The following is a 19,247-nucleotide window of genomic DNA, read 5'->3' on the forward strand; positions in this document are numbered from 1 at the left end:
CCCAGGGGCGCACGCGCCGGGCGTGACGGATTGCACGCTCCGCTTCGACCCTGCGGGCACGTTGAATGCACCCGCGTGGGTAATCTGCGCGGTTTCTTCTAGTTCGAGCGCCCATGCACGAAGCTGTTTCCACGTCGGGGCGCGAGTCGGCCGCGGGGGGCCGCGGGCTCGCGGCGGGTTGTCAGGAGGGTGGCGTGTCGTGCGACCGCTTCCGGAGCCTGGCCGACATCCTGCCCAATCTGGTTTTCGAGGCCGATGCCCGCGGGGCCAACCTCTGGGCCAGCGCCGGTTGGGAACGCTACAGCGGCCTGACGGCGCAGCAGATGGCCGAGCGGGGCTGGTACCAGACCGTCCATCCCGAGGACCTGGCGGCCGCCCAGGCCCAATGGACGCAGCGCATTGCCGCCGGCGTCGAGTTCTCGTCGCGCCGGCGCATTCGGCGCCGTGATGGGCAGTGGCGCTGGCATCTGGTGCACGTGGTCCCCAGGCACGACGCGGCCGGCACGCTCGTCGGCTGGGTCGGCTCGGCCACGGACGTGGACGAGATGGTGCGCGCCGAGCAGGCGTTGGCCGAGCAGGAGCAGCGCGCCCGCTTTCTCCTGGGCCTGAGCGAGGGCCTGCGCGACCTGGCCAATCCGCAGGAGCAGATGGACGCCGCCACCGCCGCGCTGGGCGCGCAGCTGGCCGTGGCGCAGGTCGGCTACGGCGAGATCGACGGCTCGCCGGCGTGCATCACGGTGCACCGCGACTGGAACGACGGGCGCATTCCGTCGGTGGTGGGCACCTGGCGGCTGCCGGATTTCGGCCCGGCATACCTGGACGACATCGAGGCCGGGCGCACGGTCGCCATCCCGGACGTCGCGCGCGACCCGCGCACCAGCGCGCCCGAGGTGGTGGCCGCCTACGCAGGCATCCACACCCGCAGCATCCTGGACGTGCCGCTGGTCAAGCATGGGCGCCTGGTGGCGCTGCTGTTCATCCACCATCCCGAGCCGCGCCAATGGACGCCCACCGACATCGCGCTGGCGGAGCAGGTGTGCGAGCGGCTGTGGGCGGCCGTGGAGCGCGCGCGCGCCGAGCGGGCCCGCGACGCCAGCGAGGCCCACCTGAGCGCGGTGCTGGACGCGCTGCCCGTGGGCGTGGCCATTACCGATGCGCAGGGCCGGACGCTGCGTGACAACGCCGCGCTGCGCGCGCTGTGGGGCATGCCGCCCAACGCCGACCGCTGGGCGCAGTACGGGGATTGGGTGGGCTGGCATGCGGACACCGGCCAGCGCATCCAGGCGCATGAGGGGGGCCTGGCGCGCTCGCTGCTGCATGGCGAGGTGGTGCGTGGCGAGCTGGTGCAGTGCCAGCCCTTCGACGGCGGGCCGCGGCGCTTCCTGCTCAACAACACCGCGCCGGTGCTCGATGCGCAGGGGCGCTTTCTCGGCGGCGTGGCGGTGGTGATCGACGTCACCGCGCAGCGCGCGGCCGAGATGGAGCGCGAGAAGCTGCTGGCGGCCGAAACGCTGGCGCGCGAGCGCATCGAGCAGCTGCAGGGGCTCACGGCCACGCTGTCGGCGGCGCGCACGCCGCAGCAGGTGGCCATGGCGACGCTGCAGGCCGGCGTGCGTTCCATCGGGGCGAGCCAAGGCTCGGTGTACCGGCTCATCGATGGCGCGCGTGCGGGCGACACGGCGGAGCTGTTGGCGGCCGTCGGCTACGACGAGGCGGTGGTGCGGGCCTGGCGGCGCATCCCGGCCGACCTGGCGACGCCCGCGGGCGACGCCATGGCGCAGCGCCGGCCGGTGGTCATCGGCTCGGGGGCGGAGCTGGTGGCGCGCTATCCCGGGCTGAGCGAGCTTGTGGAAACCAGCAACTACCGCGGCACGGCCACCTTCCCGCTGCTGCTGTCGGCCGCCTTGAATGCCCCCGGGGGCCGGGAGGCCGCGGTGCTGGGCTTCGTGAGCTTCGACTTCGACCACGACCACGCGGTGAGCGAGGCGGAGCTGGGCTACCTGGGGACGCTGGCGCAGCTGTGCGCGCAGGCGCTGGAGCGCGCGCGCATGTACGAGGCCGAGCACGCGGCGCGCGCGCAGGTGGAGTCCATGCTGGCGGCCATCAGCGACGCCTTCTTCGCGCTGGACCGCGACTGGCGCTTCACCTACGTCAACGACCGCGCGCTGGCGGTGACGGGCTCGACGCGCGAGGAGGTGCTGGGCCACGTGGTGTGGGATGCCTTCCCGGACATCGTCGGGACGGTGTTCGAGCACCTGTACCGCCATGCCATGACGCAAGGCGTGCCGGTGGCTTTCGAGGCCTTCTACCCGCGGCTGGGCGTGTGGATGGAGGTGCGCGTCTATCCCGGTCCACAGGGGCTGGGCGTTTATTTCCAGGACGTCACGGCGCGGCGCGAGGCCGAGGAGCGGCTGCGCGCCAGCGAGGACCTGCTGCGGGCCATCTTCGAGGCGGCGCCGGTGGGGCTGGCTTTCGCCGAGGCGCCCGACGGACGCATCGTCAAGGCCAACCGCCAGCTCGAATCCATCCTCGGCCACCCGGTGCTGGAGGGGCACGGTGTGCAGGACTACGGCGACTACACCGCGTTCCACCCCGATGGCCGGCGTGTGCAGGCCCGCGAGCATGTGCTGGCGCGTGCGCTCGCGGGCGAGGAACGGCCGGAAATGGAACTGCTCTACCACCGGCCGGATGGCCGCCAGGCCTGGGTGCGGGCGGTGGCCACGCCGCTGCGCCATGGCTCGGGGACTGTCACCGGCGCGCTCATGGTGCTGGACGACATCGACCAGCAGCGCCGCGCCAGCGAAGCCTTGCAGGAACGCACGCAGCAGCTGGCCCAGGCGCGGCTGCGGCTGGACATGGCCCTCACCGCCGGCCGCATGGGCGTGTGGGACTGGATCGTGCCCACGGGCGAGGCGTACTGGAATCGCCAGATGTACGAGCTGCTGGGGCTGCCGGTGCGCGAAGACGGCGCGGGGCAGGGTGAGGTGTTCAACGCCATGGTGCATCCCGAGGACCGGCCCGCCTACGACCAGAAGCTCGCGCGGGCATTGAGCGACGGCAGCATCTTCGAGATGGAGTTCCGCCTGCTGCGCCTGGATGGGCAGCTGCGCTGGGTGCTCGGACGTGGACAGGCCATGCTCGATGAGGATGGACAGGTGCTGCGCATGGCGGGCGTGAGCCTGGACATCACGGCGCAGAAGACGGCGCAGCTGGCGCTGGCGCGGGCGCTGCAGGACAAGGACCTGCTGCTGTACGAGGTGCACCACCGCGTCAAGAACAACCTGCAGGTCATCAACTCGCTGCTGTCGCTGCAGCTGCGCAGCGTGACGGACCCGCAAGGGCGCCGCGCCATCGAGGAGGCCGCGGCACGGGTGGGCGTGATGGCGCGGCTGCATCAGGAGCTGTACCGCTCGGACCGCCACGGCATGCTGGACCTGGCGCACTGGCTGCGGCGCCTGGCCCTGGACACGCTGCGCCTGCTGGATGGCGACCGGCGCATCGCGCTGGATTTCGAGGCCGACGCGGGCCTGCTCCTGGGGGCGGACCAGGTGGTGCCGCTGTCGCTGGCGGTGTCGGAGCTGCTGACCAACGCGGTGAAGTACGCCTTCCCGCCGGGGCGTACCGGCACGGTGCGGTTGCGGGTGCACCGCCACGCGCAGGAGCTGCGCGTGCTGGTGGCCGACGACGGCGTGGGCCTGCCGGCGGACTTCGACCTCGAAGCCTCCAGCGGCCTGGGCATGCGCATCATCCACGCGCTGGTGCGGCAGATCGATGCCAGGCTGCAGGTGCTGGAGCGCCGGGCCGGCGCGGCCTTCTGCCTGGACATGCCGCTGCCAGCCCCGGCTGCGGGCTGAAGCCCGCGCCGCGGCCCCCGCGCGTTGCCGACCGTGCAGCCCCGGGCGAAGATGGCGCCGCGACCCCCGGGACGGCGCCACGCGGACCCGGGCCCGGCGGGAGGCCGCATGTGGAGGACCCTGGCATGAGCACCGAACGGATCGTTGCGGAGGAGGGCGCGCAGCTCGACTTCAGCCGCGACATGAGCTATGGCGACTACCTGCACCTGGAGCAGGTGCTCAGCGCGCAGCACCCGCTGTCGGCGTCGCACGACGAGATGCTGTTCATCATCCAGCACCAGACCAGCGAGCTGTGGATGAAGCTGCTGCTGCACGAGTTGCAGGCCGCCATGGCCTGCGTGCGGCGCGACGAGCTCAGCCCCGCCTTCAAGATGCTCGCGCGCGTGACGCGCATCCTGGAGCAGCTGGTCAGCGCCTGGACGGTGCTCTCCACCATGACGCCGCCGGAGTACAGCGCGATGCGCCCCTTCCTGGCCAATTCCAGCGGCTTCCAGAGCGCGCAGTACCGCTGCATCGAGTTCGCGCTGGGCAACAAGAACGCCGCCATGCTCAAGCCCCATGCGCATCGCCCCGAGCTGCTGGCGCGGGTGGAGGCGGCCTGGCGCGCGCCCTCGCTCTATGACGAGTCGCTGCGCCTGATGGCGCGCCGCGGCCTGGCCGTGCCGGCCTCGCACCTGGAGCGCGACTGGACCCGGCCCTACCAGGCGGACCCCGGCGTGGAAGCGGCCTGGCTGGCGGTGTACCGCGATCCCGAGCACCACTGGGAGCTGTACCAGCTGGGCGAGAAGCTCACCGACCTGGAAGACGCGTTCCGGCTCTGGCGCTTCCGCCATGTCACGACGGTGGAGCGCATCATCGGCCTCAAGCGCGGCACCGGCGGCACCGGCGGCGTGAGCTACCTGCGCAAGATGCTGGAGGTGGTGCTGTTTCCGGAGCTGTGGCAGCTGCGCACCGACCTCTGATACCGGTTCCACTTTGGTCGTGAAATGACCCGTTCGTACTGAGGTATCGAAGTACGAATCCGACAGGCTGCGATGGCGGCACCGCGGCAGGGGCCGTTCATCCTTCGATACCTCAGGACGAACGGGATGACTTCACTCAGAAGCCAGAAGTGGAATGAAACCCCGCTTCCCGGGCGGCCTGGTGCGTGGAAACCGAAGCCGGCCCGGGGCCGCGCCGTGCCAGCATCGCCGGCGCATCCGCGGCAGTGCCTGCCGCGGTGCCATGACGGCCGGCCGACCCAGGGACGGCCGCAGGCGCAGCAGCAGGAGAGCCCGTGCATTCGGCGAAGGAAGTACCCCGCATGGACGGCGATGTCCGGCCCGCTCCGGCCCGCACCGCCCAGGGCCATGAGCTTCAGCGTTCACTGAGCTGGAGGGATGCCTTCTGGGTCACCAGCGGCGTGCCCGCCGGCGTGCTGTTCACCATCGGCGGCGTCTCCGCCACGGTGGGCAAGCCGGCCTGGCTGGTCTGGATCGTCGCGATCGTGATCGGCTTCGCGCAGAGCTTCGTCTATGCCGAGGTGTCCGGCCTGTACCCGCACAAGTCCGGCGGCACCTCGGTGTACGGCGCGCTGGCCTGGGTGCGCTACGGCAAGCTCATCGCGCCGGTGTCGGTGTGGTGCAACTGGCTCGCCTGGTCGCCCGTGCTGGCGCTGGGCACCAGCCTCGGGGCGGGCTACGCGCTCACCACGCTGTTTCCGGCCGATGCGCTGGTCAACACCTGGCAGCTCACGCTGCTGGACCTGGGCTTCGTGCGCAAGGGCCTGACACTGCGGCTCAATGCCAATGCCCTGCTGGCGACGGCCTTCCTGCTGCTGACCTTCAGGCTGCAGCACAGCGGCGCCGCCGCCGCCGCGACCACGCAGCGCATCCTGGGCCTGGCCGCGCTGCTGCCGCTGCTGGTCATTGCCCTGGTGCCACTGTTCACGGGCGACATGCCGGCCTCGCACTTCCTGCCTCTGCTGCCGCTCACGCATGACGCCACCGGGGCGCCCGCGCCGGGCCGCTGGGACGCCGCGGGCCTCAGCGCCGCCATGGGCGCGCTGTTCCTGGCCTGCTGGGCCACCTTCGGCTTCGAGACGGCCGTCTGCTACACGCGCGAGTTCAAGGACCCGCAGCGCGACACCTTCAGGGCCCTGTTCGCTTCCGGGCTGCTGTGCCTGTTCATGTTCATCGCCGTGCCCATCGCCTTCCAGGGCTCGCTGGGCCTGCAGGGCATGCTGGCGCCGGGTATCGTGGAAGGCACCGGCGTGGGCGCCGCGATGGCCCGGTTCGTCGGCGGCGGGCCGCTGGTCTTTAACCTCATCGTGGTGATGCTGGTGCTGGCGATCCTGCTGATCGTCATGACCTCGATGATGGGCTCCTCGCGCACGCTCTACCAGTCCTCGGTGGACGGCTGGCTGCCGCGCTACCTCTCGCACGTGAACGAGCACGGCGCCCCGACGCGCGCGATGTGGACGGACCTGCTCTTCAACCTGTTCCTGCTGCTGATGTCGGACTACATGGCGGTGCTGGCCATCTCCAACGTCTGCTACATGCTGTTCGTGTTCCTGAACCTGCAGTCGGGCTGGATTCACCGCCTGGATCGTCCCGATTGGCCGCGCCCCTACCGGTGCCGGAACTGGCTGCTGGCGCTGGGCGCGCTGTGCGGCTTCATCGACCTGGCCTTCGTCGGCGCCGGGGCCAACTTCCAGGGCGAGCACACGCTGCGCAACGGCCTGGTGGCGGCGCTGCTGATCGTGCCGGTGTTCGCGTTCCGCCACTACGTGCAGGACAAGGGCCGCTTCCCCGGGTCGATGCGCCGCGACATGGCGCTGCCGCGGGCGCGTGCCGGCATGCTGCCGTACCTGGCGCTGGCCGGCGGCGCCCTGGTGCTGGGCCTGGCCGCGACGCTGGCCGTCATCCCGTGAGTGGCGCTCAGGCCAGCTCGGCCCGGTACTGCCGCAGCGCCTGCAGCACGATCTCCGACAGCCCCGCGCCCTGGGCCGCGTCGAGGTGCTGGTAGAGGCTGCGGCGCATGCGCGGCTCCCAGTAGCGCCGGATGTGCAGCGCCAGGTCGCGTCTCGCTTCTTCCGCCTCGGGCATCGCGACGAAGAAGTCGCCGATGCCGTTGGCCATCCGGATCAAGCGTTCGGTCTTCATGCGGGCAGATCCTCCAGGGTCAATTGTTCGGTGGCGCTGTAGGCGACCCAGTCCCGGCCGCGCGCGAAGCCGATCAGGCACAGCCCGGCCGCCTGCGCCGTGTGCACGGCCAGCGCCGTCGGGGCGGAAATCGCCGCCAGCGTGCCCACGCCGGCGCGTACGGTCTTCTGGACCATCTCGTAGCTGGCACGGCTGGTCACGGCAAAGAAGCCCTGCGCGGCATCGCGGCGCTCGCGGGCCAGCGCGCCGATGAGCTTGTCCAGCGCGTTGTGGCGGCCGACGTCCTCGCGCAGCAGCCGCAGCTCGCCCCGCGCGCCGCACCAGGCCGCCGCGTGCGTCGCGCCCGTGGCCGACTGCAGCGCCTGCCGCGCGCGCATGGCATCGAGCGCGCGCGACAGCGCCCCGGGGCCCAGGGCCAGCGGGGCCACGCGCCGCTCGCAGCGCGGCAGCGCCTGCTCCAGGCTCTCGGTGCCGCACAGCCCGCAGCCGGTGCGCCCGGCCAGCGTGCGCCGGCGCTCCTTCAGGCGCGCCAGGCAGCGGCTGGCGATCTCGACGTGCAGCACGATGCCCGTGGCCACGGGCTCCACCTCGACGTCGTGCACCTCGTCGGCCCGGTCCACCAGGCCCTCGCTGAGCGAGAAGCCGTAGGCGAAGTCTTCCAGGTCCAGCGGCGTGGCCAGCATCACCGCGTGCGAGATGCCGTTGTACTGCAGCGCCACCGGCACCTCGTCGGCCACGTCGTCGCCCGCCTCGCGCGGCACACCGCCCTGGCAGCGCAGGGTATGCAGGCGGCGGGCACCGGGAGGGGCGGCCATGGTTGCGGTGCTCATCTTCATTTCCCAACCACGCCGGCTGCGGCGCCCTCGCGCCGGCGCTCCAGCATGTCCAGCTGCTGCTGGTTGAACGCCGTGTAGCCGCGCTGCCACTCGGACGGCTGCGTGACCTTGCAGACCTGCACCGCGGTCACCTTGTACTCGGGGCAGTTGGTGGCCCAGTCGGAGCTGTCGGTGGTGATGACGTTGGCGCCCGACTCGGGGAAGTGGAAGGTGGTGTAGACCACCCCGGGCGCCATGCGCTCGCTCAGGCGGGCGCGCAGCACCGTCTCGCCGGCGCGGCTGGCGATGCCGACCCAGTCGCCCTCGGCAATGCCGCGCTCCTCGGCATCGTGCGGATGGATCTCCAGCCGGTCCTCGTCATGCCAGCGGTTGTTGGGCGTGCGCCGGGTCTGCGCCCCGACGTTGTACTGGCTGAGGATGCGCCCGGTGGTCAGCACCAGCGGGAAGCGCCGCGTGACCTTCTCGGGCGTGGGCACGTACTGCGTGATGACGAAGCGACCCCTGCCGCGCACGAAGCCATCGACATGCATGGTCGGCGTGCCGGCCTCGCCGGTGTCCTCGTTGCAGGGCCACTGCACGCTGCCCAGCCGGTCGAGCTTGGCGTAGCTCACGCCCTGGAAGCTGGGCGTGAGCGCGGCGATCTCGTCCATGATCTGCGCGGGATGCGCGTAGTCCATCGGGTAGCCCAGCGCGTTGGCCAGCTTGATGGTCACCTCCCAGTCGGCCAGCCCGCCCAGCGGCTTCATCACCTTGCGCACCCGCGAGATGCGGCGCTCGGCGTTGGTGAAGGTGCCGTCCTTCTCCAGGAAGCTGGAGCCGGGCAGGAAGACGTGCGCGTACTTGGCGGTCTCGTTGAGGAAGATGTCCTGCACCACCAGGCATTCCAGCCGCGACAGTGCCTCGGTCACATGCTGCGTGTCGGGGTCGGACTGCACGATGTCCTCGCCCTGCACGTACAAGCCCCTGAAGTCGCCTTCCAGCGCGGCCTCGAACATGTTGGGGATGCGCAGCCCCGGCTCGGCCGACAGCGCCACGCCCCAGGCGGCCTCGAACTCGGCGCGCACCGTGCTGTCGGAGACATGCCGGTAGCCGGGCAGCTCGTGTGGGAAGCTGCCCATGTCGCAGCTGCCCTGCACGTTGTTCTGGCCGCGCAGCGGGTTCACGCCCACGCCCTCGCGGCCGACGTTGCCGGTGGCCATGGCCAGGTTGGCGATGCCCATCACCATGGTCGAGCCCTGCGCGTGCTCGGTGACGCCCAGGCCGTAGTAGATCGCCGCGTTGCCGCCGGTGGCGTACAGCCGCGCCGCGCCGCGCAGCTCGCGCGCCGGCACGCCGGTGACGGCCTCCATGGCCTCGGGCGAGTTGTCCGCACGCGCCACGAACTCGCGCCACTGCTGGAAGCTGCGGTCCTCGCAGCGCTCGGCGATGAAGCGCTCGTCCAGCAGGCCCTCGGTGACGATCACGTGCGCCAGCGCGGTGACGAGCGCGACATTGGTGCCGGGTCGCAGCTGCAGGTGGTAGTCGGCCTTGATGTGCGGCGAGGACACCAGGTCGGTACGGCGCGGGTCCACGACGATCAACTTCGCGCCTTCGCGGATGCGCTTCTTCATGCGCGAGGCGAACACCGGGTGCGCGTCGGTCGGGTTGGCGCCGATGACCATGATCACATCCGACTTCTCGACGGACCTGAAGGTCTGCGTGCCGGCCGAGGTGCCGAAGGTCTGGCCCAGGCCGTAGCCGGTGGGCGAGTGGCACACGCGCGCGCAGGTATCGACGTTGTTGTTGCCGAAGGCCGCGCGGATGAGCTTCTGCACCAGGTACGTCTCTTCATTGGTGCAACGCGAGGACGTGATGCCGCCGACCGCATCGCGCCCATGCGCGGCCTGGATGCGCTTGAACTCGCCGGCGGCATGCGCGATGGCCTCGTCCCAGCTCACCTCCTGCCACGGGTCGGTGATCTTGGCGCGGATCATCGGCTTGGTGATGCGGTCCTTGTGCGTGGCGTAGCCCCAGGCGAAGCGGCCCTTGACGCAGGAGTGGCCGTCGTTGGCTTGGCCGTCCTTCCACGGCGTCATGCGCACGACCTGCTCGCCCTTGACCTCGGCCTTGAAGCCGCAGCCCACGCCGCAGTAGGCGCAGGTGGTGACCACACTCTTGGTGGGCATGCCCAGCGCCACCACGCTCTTGTCCTGCAGCGTGCCGGTGGGGCAGGCCTGCACGCAGGCGCCGCAGCTCACGCACTCGCTGTCCATGAACGCCTGGTCCTGGCCGGGCGAGACGCGGCTGTCGAAGCCGCGCCCGGAGATCGTCAGCGCGAAGGTGCCCTGGGTCTCCTCGCAGGCGCGCACGCAGCGGTTGCAGACGATGCACTTGCTCGGGTCGTAGCTGAAGTACGGGTTGGACTCGTCCTTCTGCGCCTGCAGATGGTTCTTGCCTTCGAGGCCGTAGCGCACGCTGCGCAGCCCGACGGCGCCGGCCATGTCCTGCAGCTCGCAGTCGCCGTTGGCGGCGCAGGTCAGGCAGTCCAGCGGGTGGTCGGAGATGTAGAGCTCCATCACGTCGTGGCGCAACTTGGCGAGCTTGTCGCTTTGCGTGCGCACCTTCATGCCGGCTTCGGCCGGCGTGGTGCACGAGGCCGGAAAGCCGCGCCGGCCCTCGATCTCCACCAGGCACAGCCGGCAGGAGCCGAAGGGCTCCAGGCTGTCGGTGGCGCACAGCTTGGGCACCGGGATGCCGGCCTCGCTGGCCGCGCGCATCAGCGAGGTGCCCTGGGGCACGGTGACGGACTGGCCGTCGATCTCCAGCGTGACCTGCTGGTCCGAGGCGCGCTTGGGCGTGCCGTGGTCAATATCGTCGTGAGGCAGCATCGCTTGGCTCCAGGGTCGTTCAGCCGCGTTCAGGCCGCCTGCTCGTCGTCGCCGAGCAGGCCGAAGTCTTGGGGGTAGTGGTCGAGTGCGGACAGCACGGGGTAGGGCGTCATGCCGCCCATGGCGCACAGGCTGCCGGCGAGCATGGTGTCGCACAGGTCGCGCAGCAGCCGCACCTGCTGCGGCCGGTTATGGTTGAGCACGATACGGTCGATGACCTCGACGCCGCGGGTCGAGCCGATGCGGCAGGGCGTGCACTTGCCGCAGCTCTCCGCGGCGCAGAACTCCATGGCGAAGCGGGCCAGCTGCGCCATGTCCGCCGAGTCGTCGTGCACCACCACGCCGCCGTGGCCCAGCACCAGGCCCTGCGCCGAGTAGGCGTCGTAGTCCAGCGGCAGGTCCCATTGCGCCTCGGGCACATAGGCGCCCAGCGGTCCGCCGACCTGGATGGCCTTGACGGGCCGGCCGCTGGCCGTGCCGCCGCCAAGGTCGAACACCAGCTCGCGCAGCGTCAGGCCGAAGGGCAGTTCGAACAGCCCGCCGCGCCGCACGTTGCCCGCCAGCTGGAACGGCAGCGTGCCGCGCGAGCGGCCGGCGCCGAAGTCGCGGTAGAAGGCCGCGCCCTGCTCCAGGATGGTGGGCACCGCGGCGAAGGTCAGCACGTTGTTGATGACCGTGGGCCGACCGAACAGGCCGCGCACCGCGGGCAGCGGCGGCTTCGCGCGCACGATGCCGCGCTTGCCTTCCAGGCTCTCCAGCATGGCGGTTTCCTCGCCACACACGTAGGAGCCGCCGCCCACGCGCACCTCGATGTCGAAGGCGATGCCCGAGCCCAGCATGGAATCGCCCAGCACGCCGGCGGCGCGCGCGGCGTTCAGGGCGTCCTGGAAGGTGCGGATCGCATGCGGGTACTCGGAGCGGATGTAGATGAAGCCCTTGCTCGCGCCCACGGCGACGGCGGCGATGGCCATGCCCTCGATGAGCAGGAAGGGGTCGCCCTCCATGAGCATGCGGTCGGCGAAGGTGCCCGAGTCGCCCTCGTCGGCGTTGCAGACCACGTACTTGCGATCCGCCTGGGCCTGGGCCACGGTGCGCCACTTGATGCCGGCCGGGAAGGCCGCGCCGCCACGGCCGCGCAGGCCCGAATCCAGCACCTGCTGCACGATGGCTTCGGGCGCCATGGCCAGCGCGGCCTTCAGGCCGTTCCACGGCACGGGCGCCAGCGGCTCGCCCAAGCCGCAGCGCGCAAAGCTCAGGCGCTGCTGGCGCTTGAATTCGGCGATGTCCTCGACCCGGCCCAGGCGCAGCGGGTGCGCCCCGCCGTGCAGCAGGCCGGCTTCGAACAGCGAGTGCACGTCCTGCGGCTGTACCGGGCCGTAGGCGATGCGGCCGGCCGGCGTCTGCACTTCCACCAGCGTTTCCAGCCACAGCAGGCCGCGCGAGCCGTTGCGCAGGATGCGCACGGGCAGGCCGGCGGCACCGGCCTGGGCGGCGATGGAGCAGGCCACCAGGTCGGCGTCAACGGCCAGCGCCGCGGCGTCGCGCGGGACGTAGACAGTGGCGGTTCCCATGGCGGCAACGTTCACGGCGCTCATCGCGGGCCTCCCACGTCGTCGAGCAGCTCGTCCAACCTGGCGGGCGTCATGCGGGCATAGGGCTGGCCTTCGAGCATCACCGCCGGCGCCATGGCGCACAGCCCCAGGCAGTACACCGGCTCGACGCTGCAGCCGCCGGCGCCCTGGGCATGCTGCAGCAGCTGCTCGCCGCCCATGCTGCGGCAGGCCTCGGCGCGGCAGACCTGCAGCAGCGGACCCTTCACGGGCTGCGTGCGGAAGTGGTGGTAGTAGGTGAGCACGCCGTGCACCTCGGCGCGCGAGAGGTTCAGCGCCTGGGCGATCTGCGCCACCGCCTGCTCCGGCACATGCCCGAGCGCGTCCTGCACGCCGTGCAGCACCGGCATCAGCGGCCCGTCGAGCTGGCCGCGTTCGGCGAGAACCCGGCCGACGGTCTGCCGGTCGTACGAATCGGTGTGGTTCATGCGATGTCCCCGTGGTGGGCCTGTGTTGCGGCGGACTATCCGAGGCGGCTTCGAGATCCGCCGTTGACTGCGGTCAACTTTTAAAAATCCAGGGAAAGCACCAAGGCGTCTGCTGTCGCAGGTGTTCCCTTCAAAACGATGCGTCAGCAACCTTGCGTGGAAATGCTGGCTTGGAGCCTCAGGTATTTGCCGCCAAGAGATTTGGTGAAGCGCGGTGGAACGACAGCCCCGGGAGGTCCCCGGGCACGTGTCACCCGGCGCTTAGGGACCTAGGGAAACCGCCTATCCGGATTTTTGGGTTATTGACCGCAGTCAATAGTTTTTCGGGGGTGCAGATCCGACATTGGGCCCGCCACCAACGGCCCCAATACCGAGGAGTGCAACCCATGAACCCGCAAACCACGGCTCCAGTAGCCTCTGCTGATATCCCGCGCGGCCCGATGTTCCGATGGGGACAGCTGCTCATAGGCGTCCTGTGCATGGCGATGATCGCCAACCTGCAATACGGATGGACCTTGTTCGTCAACCCAATCTCAGACAAATACGGCTGGTCGCGAGCAGCCATTCAGATCGCCTTCACCATCTTCGTCCTGACCGAGACCTGGCTGGTTCCCGTCGAGGGCTACCTGGTTGACAAGTTCGGCCCCCGGCCGGTCGTGCTGGGCGGCGGCCTGCTGTGCGGCCTGGGCTGGGTCATGAACTCCTATGCCGACAGCCTCACGCTGCTGTACATCGCCGCGGCGGTCAGCGGCCTCGGCGCGGGCGCCGTGTACGGCACCTGCGTGGGCAATGCGCTCAAGTGGTTCCCCGACCGCCGAGGGCTGGCCGCGGGCATCACGGCCGCGGGCTTCGGTGCCGGATCGGCACTGACGATCCTGCCCATCACCGCCATGATCAAGTCGTCGGGCTACGAAAGCGCCTTCTTCTACTTCGGCATCGGCCAGGGCGTGATCGTGATGCTGGCGGCGCTGGCCCTGCTCGACCCGAACAAGGTCATGAAGACGCTGAAGACGGCGGCCACGTCGCTGCAGCAGTCGCGCCGCGACTACGCGCCCACCGAGGTGCTGCGCAAGCCGGTGTTCTGGGTGATGTACCTGATGTTCGTGATGGTCGCCGCCGGCGGCCTGATGGCCACCGCGCAGCTCGCGCCCATCGCCAAGGACTTCAAGATCGCCGACGTGCCGGTGAGCATCATGGGCCTGGCGCTGCCGGCGCTGACCTTCGCCATGGCCATCGACCGCGTGCTCAACGGCCTGACGCGCCCGTTCTTCGGGTGGGTCTCGGACAAGATCGGCCGTGAGCAGACCATGTTCGTCGCCTTCGCCGTCGAGGCCGCAAGCATCTACGGCCTGTACCACCTCGGCCACAACCCGCTGGCCTTCGTGCTGCTCACCGGCCTGGTGTTCTTTGCCTGGGGCGAGATCTACAGCCTGTTCCCCTCCACCTGCGCCGACACCTTCGGCTCCAAGTTCGCCGCTTCCAACGCCGGCATGCTCTACACCGCCAAGGGAACGGCCTCGCTGCTGGTGCCCCTGTCCAGCGTGCTGGTGACCTCCAGCGGCAGCTGGGAGACGGTGTTCACCGTGGCCGCCGTGATGAACGCCGTGGCCGCGCTGATGGCCTGGTTCGTGCTGCGCCCGATGCGCCGCACGTTCATCGAGCGGGCCCGCCAGCAGGGCGCGGCGCTTGAGGCCAAGGACGCCAAGTCCTACGCCGGCGGCACCGCCTGACGCCTTCCCTGCACCCGCCAAGCCCGTCGGCCGGACCACGGTCCGGCCATGACGGCACCGCGCCCGGTGATGCCCACGGCATCCCGGTGCGCGGATCACCCAAGAACGTTGCAGAGACAACCAAGCGCTCAATTTTAGAAAATTGACCGCAGTCAATGGAACAAAACGGGACACCGGGCGAAAGTATCCCCAAGCCCGGTCCCGATCCCAGACCCACGGCGACACCGAACAGCCACCATCGAAGCACGAGGAACAACATGTCCACCGTCACTGAAAAGTCCCCGGCCACTCGCGTGGCAGCCCTTGCCGCCGGTGCGGTGGAGCTGAACGAGGAGATCAGCGTGCAAGAGCAGGAGCAGCAGCTCACCGACGGCTTCCATCTCGTCATCGACGCCCTGAAGCTCAACGGCATCGACACCATCTTCGGCCTGCCCGGCATCCCCATCACCGACCTCACGCGCCTGGCCCAGGCTGAAGGCATGCGCGTGATCTCCTTCCGCCACGAGCAGAACGCCGGCCACGCCGCGGCGGCGGCGGGCTTCCTGACGCAGAAGCCGGGCATCTGCCTGACGGTGTCGGCTCCCGGCTTCCTCAACGGCCTGACCGCGCTGGCCAACGCCACGACCAACTGCTTCCCGATGATCCTGATCAGCGGCTCCAGCGAGCGCGAGATCGTGGACCTGCAGCAGGGCGACTACGAGGAGATGGACCAGCTCAATGCCGCCAAGCCCTTCTGCAAGGCCGCGTTCCGCGTGCTCCATGCCCAGGACATCGGCATCGGCATCGCGCGCGCCATCCGCGCCGCGCTGTCCGGGCGTCCGGGCGGCGTGTACCTGGACCTGCCCGCCAAGCTGTTCTCGCAGACCATGGAGGCTGAGGCCGGCCGCCGCTCGCTGATCAAGGTGCAGGACCCGGCACCGCGCCAGCTGCCCGCGCCCGACACCGTGGCGCGTGCGCTGGACCTGCTCAAGGGCGCCAAGCGTCCGCTGATCCTGCTGGGCAAGGGAGCGGCCTATGCGCAGGCCGACGCGCAGATCCGCGAGCTGGTCGAGCGCAGCGGCATCCCCTACCTGCCCATGTCCATGGCCAAGGGCCTGCTGCCCGACACCCACGTGCAGTCGGCCGCCGCCGCGCGCTCCTACGTGCTGGCCGAGGCCGACGTGGTGATGCTGGTGGGCGCGCGGCTGAACTGGCTGCTCTCGCACGGCAAGGGCAAGACCTGGGGCGCGGTGCCCAAGCAGTTCATCCAGATCGACATCTCGCCCACCGAGATCGACTCCAACGTGCCCATCGCCGCGCCGCTGATCGGCGACATCGGCTCCTGCGTCGCGGCACTGCTCGACGGCATCGGCGCCGGCTGGCAGAAGCCGCCGGCGGAGTGGACCAGCGCCATCGCGCAGCGCAAGGACAAGAACCTCTCGAAGATGGCGCAGACGCTGGAAGCCATCGTCGCGCCGATGAACTTCCACAGCGCGCTGGGCGTGGTCCGCAAGGTGGTGCAGGAGCGCCCGGACGCCGTCATCGTGAACGAGGGCGCCAACACGCTGGACTACGCACGCTCCATCGTGGACATGTACGAGCCGCGCAAGCGCCTGGACGTGGGCACCTGGGGCGTGATGGGCATCGGCATGGGCTTCGCCGTCGCGGCGGCGGTGACCACCGGCAAGCCCGTCATCGCCATCGAGGGCGACAGCGCCTTCGGCTTCAGCGGCATGGAGGTCGAGACCATCTGCCGCTACGAGCTGCCGGTGTGCATCGTCATCTTCAACAACAACGGCGTCTACAAGGGCACGGACGTGAACGCCTCCGGCGGCAGCGACCCGGCGCCCACCGTGTTCGTCAAGAACGCCCGCTACGACTTGATGATGACGGCCTTCGGCGGCCACGGCGTGACCGCCACCACGCCCGATGAGCTGGGCCGCGCCCTGCGCGAGGCCGTGGCCTCCGGCCGGCCCACGCTGATCAACGCCGTCATCGACGAGACGGCCGGCACCGAGAGCGGCCGCATCACCAACCTGAATCCGCAACGCGCGGCCACCAAGAAGTAAGCCGCACCAACCCCAACCCACCCATCGCACTCACACAAGGAGACAGATCATGACGACGAAACCTCTCGACGGCATCCGCATCATCGACTTCACGCACGTGCAGGCGGGCCCCGCGTGCACCCAGCTGCTGGCCTGGTTCGGCGCGGACGTGATCAAGGTGGAGCGCCCGGGCTCGGGCGACGTCACGCGCAACCAGCTGCGCGACATCCCCGACGCCGACGCGCTCTACTTCACGATGCTCAACAGCAACAAGCGCTCGCTCACGCTCGACACCAAGACGCCCGACGGCAAGGAGGTGCTGGAAAAGCTCATCCAGCGCTCGGACGTGATGGTGGAGAACTTCGGCCCCGGCGCGCTGGACCGCATGGGCTTCACCTGGGAGCGCATCCTGGAGCTCAACCCGCGCATGATCCTGGCCTCGGTCAAGGGCTTCAGCGACGGGCATCACTACTCGGACCTGAAGGTGTACGAGAACGTGGCGCAGTGTGCCGGCGGCGCGGCCTCGACCACGGGCTTCTGGGACGGCCCGCCCACGGTCAGCGCCGCGGCGCTGGGCGACAGCAACACCGGCATGCACCTGGCCATCGGCATCCTCACGGCGCTGCGCGGCCGCGACCAGACCGGCAAGGGTCAGAAGGTGGCCGTGTCCATGCAGGACGCCGTGCTCAACCTGTGCCGCGTGAAGCTGCGCGACCAGCAGCGCCTGGAGCGCGTGGGCTACCTCAAGGAGTACCCGCAGTACCCGCACGGCACCTTCAGCGACGCGGTGCCGCGCGGGGGCAACGCCGGCGGCGGCGGGCAGCCGGGCTGGGTGCTCAAGTGCAAGGGCTGGGAGACCGACCCCAACGCCTACATCTACTTCACGGTGCAGGACCATGCCTGGGCGCCGATCTGCCGCGCGCTGGGGCGTCCGGAGTGGATCGACGATCCGGCCTACAACACGCCCGACGCGCGCCAGCCGCACATCTTCGAGATCTTCAAGACCATCGAGGAATGGCTGGCGGACAAGACCAAGTACGAGGCGGTGGACATCCTGCGCAAGTTCGACATCCCCTGCTCGCCGGTGCTGTCGATGAAGGAGATCGCACGCGACGAGTCGCTGCGCAAGAGCGGCTCCATCGTGGAGGTGGACCATCCCAAGCGCGGCAAGTACCTGACGGTGGGCAGCCCGATCAAGTTCTCGGATCTCAAGCCCGAGATCACGGCGTCACCGCTGCTGGGCGAGCACACCGACGATGTGCTGGCCGAGCTGGGCTACGACGCCGACAAGATCGCCACCTTCCACGCTGTCGGCGTGGTCTGAGGCCCCAGGCAAGGAGACGACCATGCGCCCCGTCGTTGTCCTGAGAGCCTCGGCACCGGAGGGCGCGATCGACCACGCGGCGTACCTGGCGGCAGGCGGCTATCGCCTGCTCAAGCGCTGCGTCGCGGGCGAGATCGAGGCCGACATGGTGCTGCAAAGCGTGGGTGACAGCGGCTTGGGGGGCGCGCAGGGCCCCGCCGCCGTGGAGTGGGAGCGCGTTCACCGCGCGCCCACGCCGCGGGCGATGGAGGTGTGCGTGAGCCTGGCCCGGCGCGCCGACTCCACCGCCGGCGCGCTGCTGGAGCGCCATCCGCATCGCTGCTTCGAGGGCATGCTGATCGCGGCCTGGGCGGTGGGCGCATCGCGCATCCGGCTGCTGGTGCGCGGCGGGCACGCCGCGCTGCAGGCGATGCTGGCCGCGGAGCTGGTGAAGCTGCGCAAGCGCCGGCCCTATCCCGGCATGCCGGACATCGTGCTGGGCTGGGACGACTCGCCCCAGGCCGACGATGGCCTGCCCACGCTTCGGCAGGGCATCGAGACGCTGTACTGGGTGCCCGACATCCTGGAGCGCGGCGCGGCGTGGTTCCTGGCCCAGGGTCGCGGGGGCAGGGCGGCGCTGGCTTGAGTCCTGCAAAGGCCGGGGGCGCGCAACACGCGTCCCCGGCCTTTTGCCTTGCGGCGCCGCTCAGATCTTGCCGCGCTGCTTCAGCCGGCTCAGCGTCTCGGCCGTCAGGTTCAGGTGCGCGGCCAGCTCCTTGCGCGGGATCTGCTCGTCGAGGTGGGGATGCTTGCGTAGGAAACGATGTACGCGGCCCGGCGCGTCGAGCAGGTGCAGCGTGATGGTGTGGGCCATGATCTCGCTCATGATCCTCATCACGTGGTACTCGAACACTTCCTTGAACTTCGGGTGCCGGTCGATGAACTCGACCCACTTGGGCATCGGCAGCTTGGCCACGCGGCCCTTGGTCACGCCGATGATGCTGTACGGCGTGGGCGTGTTCAGGCGCCATGCCGCGTAGCTGGTTTCGATGTCGTTCTCGCCGGCGAAGCGCAGGATCATCTCCTTGGCGTCGGCGTTGGTCACGGCGCGCTTGAGCACGCCTTCGAGCACGAAGTACTGCTCCATCTCGTGCACGCCCTGGTGCAGCAGGTAGTCGCCCTTGTTGAAGTCGCGCACCTCCAGCAACGCTTCGAGCTCGTCGCGCTCCTCGTCGCTCATCTCCTTGAGCACCACGTTCTGCTTGAGCTGAACGTGAATGACGTTGCGCTGCCGGTGTTTCTCTACGGAAGAGATCAGAGCAGTCACTGCTTAACACCCTGGGGTATTTACTGATGAAGCCGATTGACTGCAGTCAACGGCGCAAAGAAGAGCGGATTTCTACCATAGCTCGCCAATGAAGCTCGATTCCTGAGCACGGACAACCGGAG

General features: G+C 69.8%; 13 protein-coding genes. 7 read left to right on the plus strand and 6 right to left on the minus strand.

Features of this window, described 5'->3' with window-relative positions:
* The first annotated feature begins 194 nt into the window (after positions 1-194).
* The 3 genes from HHL10_RS23125 (at position 195) to HHL10_RS23135 (ending at position 6,765) form a co-directional block, all read left to right on the plus strand.
* Positions 195-3,854 carry a PAS domain S-box protein gene (locus tag HHL10_RS23125; protein ID WP_169162766.1) on the plus strand — a complete coding sequence of 1,220 codons (3,660 nt, stop codon included), beginning with the start codon at positions 195-197 and terminating at the stop codon, positions 3,852-3,854.
* A 125-nt stretch (positions 3,855-3,979) separates the two neighbouring features.
* Positions 3,980-4,816, plus strand: coding sequence for a tryptophan 2,3-dioxygenase (kynA, locus tag HHL10_RS23130; RefSeq protein WP_169162767.1), 837 nt, complete (start codon positions 3,980-3,982; stop codon positions 4,814-4,816).
* Between the two features lie 341 nt (positions 4,817-5,157).
* Entirely contained in the window at positions 5,158-6,765 is a 1,608-nt protein-coding gene (locus HHL10_RS23135) for a trimethylamine N-oxide permease (RefSeq protein WP_169162768.1), read from the plus strand.
* A 7-nt stretch (positions 6,766-6,772) separates the two neighbouring features.
* Here the strand turns inward: HHL10_RS23135 and HHL10_RS23140 are convergent, their stop codons facing one another.
* The 5 genes from HHL10_RS23140 to HHL10_RS23160 are packed head-to-tail and all read right to left on the minus strand — an operon-like array spanning position 6,773 to position 12,738.
* On the minus strand, positions 6,773-6,997 hold the full coding sequence (locus HHL10_RS23140; RefSeq protein ID WP_169162769.1) for a formate dehydrogenase subunit delta: 225 nt from the start codon (positions 6,995-6,997) through the stop codon (positions 6,773-6,775).
* The gene (gene fdhD, locus HHL10_RS23145) at positions 6,994-7,827 is read right to left on the minus strand and encodes a formate dehydrogenase accessory sulfurtransferase FdhD (protein WP_169162770.1); all 834 of its coding nucleotides are present in this window, start codon (positions 7,825-7,827) and stop codon (positions 6,994-6,996) included. Before fdhD ends, HHL10_RS23140 begins: the two co-directional genes overlap by 4 nt.
* A gap of 2 nt (positions 7,828-7,829) precedes the next feature.
* Positions 7,830-10,700, minus strand: coding sequence for a formate dehydrogenase subunit alpha (gene fdhF / locus HHL10_RS23150; RefSeq protein ID WP_169162771.1), 2,871 nt, complete (start codon positions 10,698-10,700; stop codon positions 7,830-7,832).
* A gap of 29 nt (positions 10,701-10,729) precedes the next feature.
* A complete protein-coding gene (locus HHL10_RS23155) occupies positions 10,730-12,271 on the minus strand; it encodes a formate dehydrogenase beta subunit (protein WP_169162772.1) in 1,542 nt (513 codons plus the stop codon).
* A gap of 20 nt (positions 12,272-12,291) precedes the next feature.
* Entirely contained in the window at positions 12,292-12,738 is a 447-nt protein-coding gene (locus HHL10_RS23160) for an NAD(P)H-dependent oxidoreductase subunit E (RefSeq protein ID WP_169162773.1), read from the minus strand.
* 440 nt (positions 12,739-13,178) lie between these two features.
* Between HHL10_RS23160 and oxlT the strand changes: the two genes are divergently transcribed.
* The 4 genes from oxlT to HHL10_RS23180 all read left to right on the plus strand — a co-directional run bounded on the left by oxlT (position 13,179) and on the right by HHL10_RS23180 (position 18,444).
* Positions 13,179-14,468, plus strand: coding sequence for an oxalate/formate MFS antiporter (gene oxlT / locus HHL10_RS23165; RefSeq protein WP_235971747.1), 1,290 nt, complete (start codon positions 13,179-13,181; stop codon positions 14,466-14,468).
* A 257-nt stretch (positions 14,469-14,725) separates the two neighbouring features.
* On the plus strand, positions 14,726-16,516 hold the full coding sequence (gene oxc, locus HHL10_RS23170; protein WP_169162775.1) for an oxalyl-CoA decarboxylase: 1,791 nt from the start codon (positions 14,726-14,728) through the stop codon (positions 16,514-16,516).
* Between the two features lie 49 nt (positions 16,517-16,565).
* Complete coding sequence (frc, locus tag HHL10_RS23175) at positions 16,566-17,819, plus strand: formyl-CoA transferase (RefSeq protein WP_169162776.1); 1,254 nt, start codon at positions 16,566-16,568, stop codon at positions 17,817-17,819.
* 22 nt (positions 17,820-17,841) lie between these two features.
* Positions 17,842-18,444 (plus strand): hypothetical protein, encoded by a 603-nt coding sequence (locus HHL10_RS23180; RefSeq protein WP_169162777.1) that lies wholly within the window; start codon positions 17,842-17,844, stop codon positions 18,442-18,444.
* Between the two features lie 60 nt (positions 18,445-18,504).
* On the opposite strand, the gene HHL10_RS23185 is transcribed toward HHL10_RS23180, so the two are convergent.
* Positions 18,505-19,113 carry a Crp/Fnr family transcriptional regulator gene (locus tag HHL10_RS23185; RefSeq protein ID WP_169162794.1) on the minus strand — a complete coding sequence of 203 codons (609 nt, stop codon included), beginning with the start codon at positions 19,111-19,113 and terminating at the stop codon, positions 18,505-18,507.
* Between the last annotated feature and the right edge of the window lie 134 nt (positions 19,114-19,247).

This window comes from Azohydromonas caseinilytica, from assembly GCF_012927045.1.
Lineage (GTDB): Bacteria > Pseudomonadota > Gammaproteobacteria > Burkholderiales > Burkholderiaceae_C > Azohydromonas > Azohydromonas caseinilytica.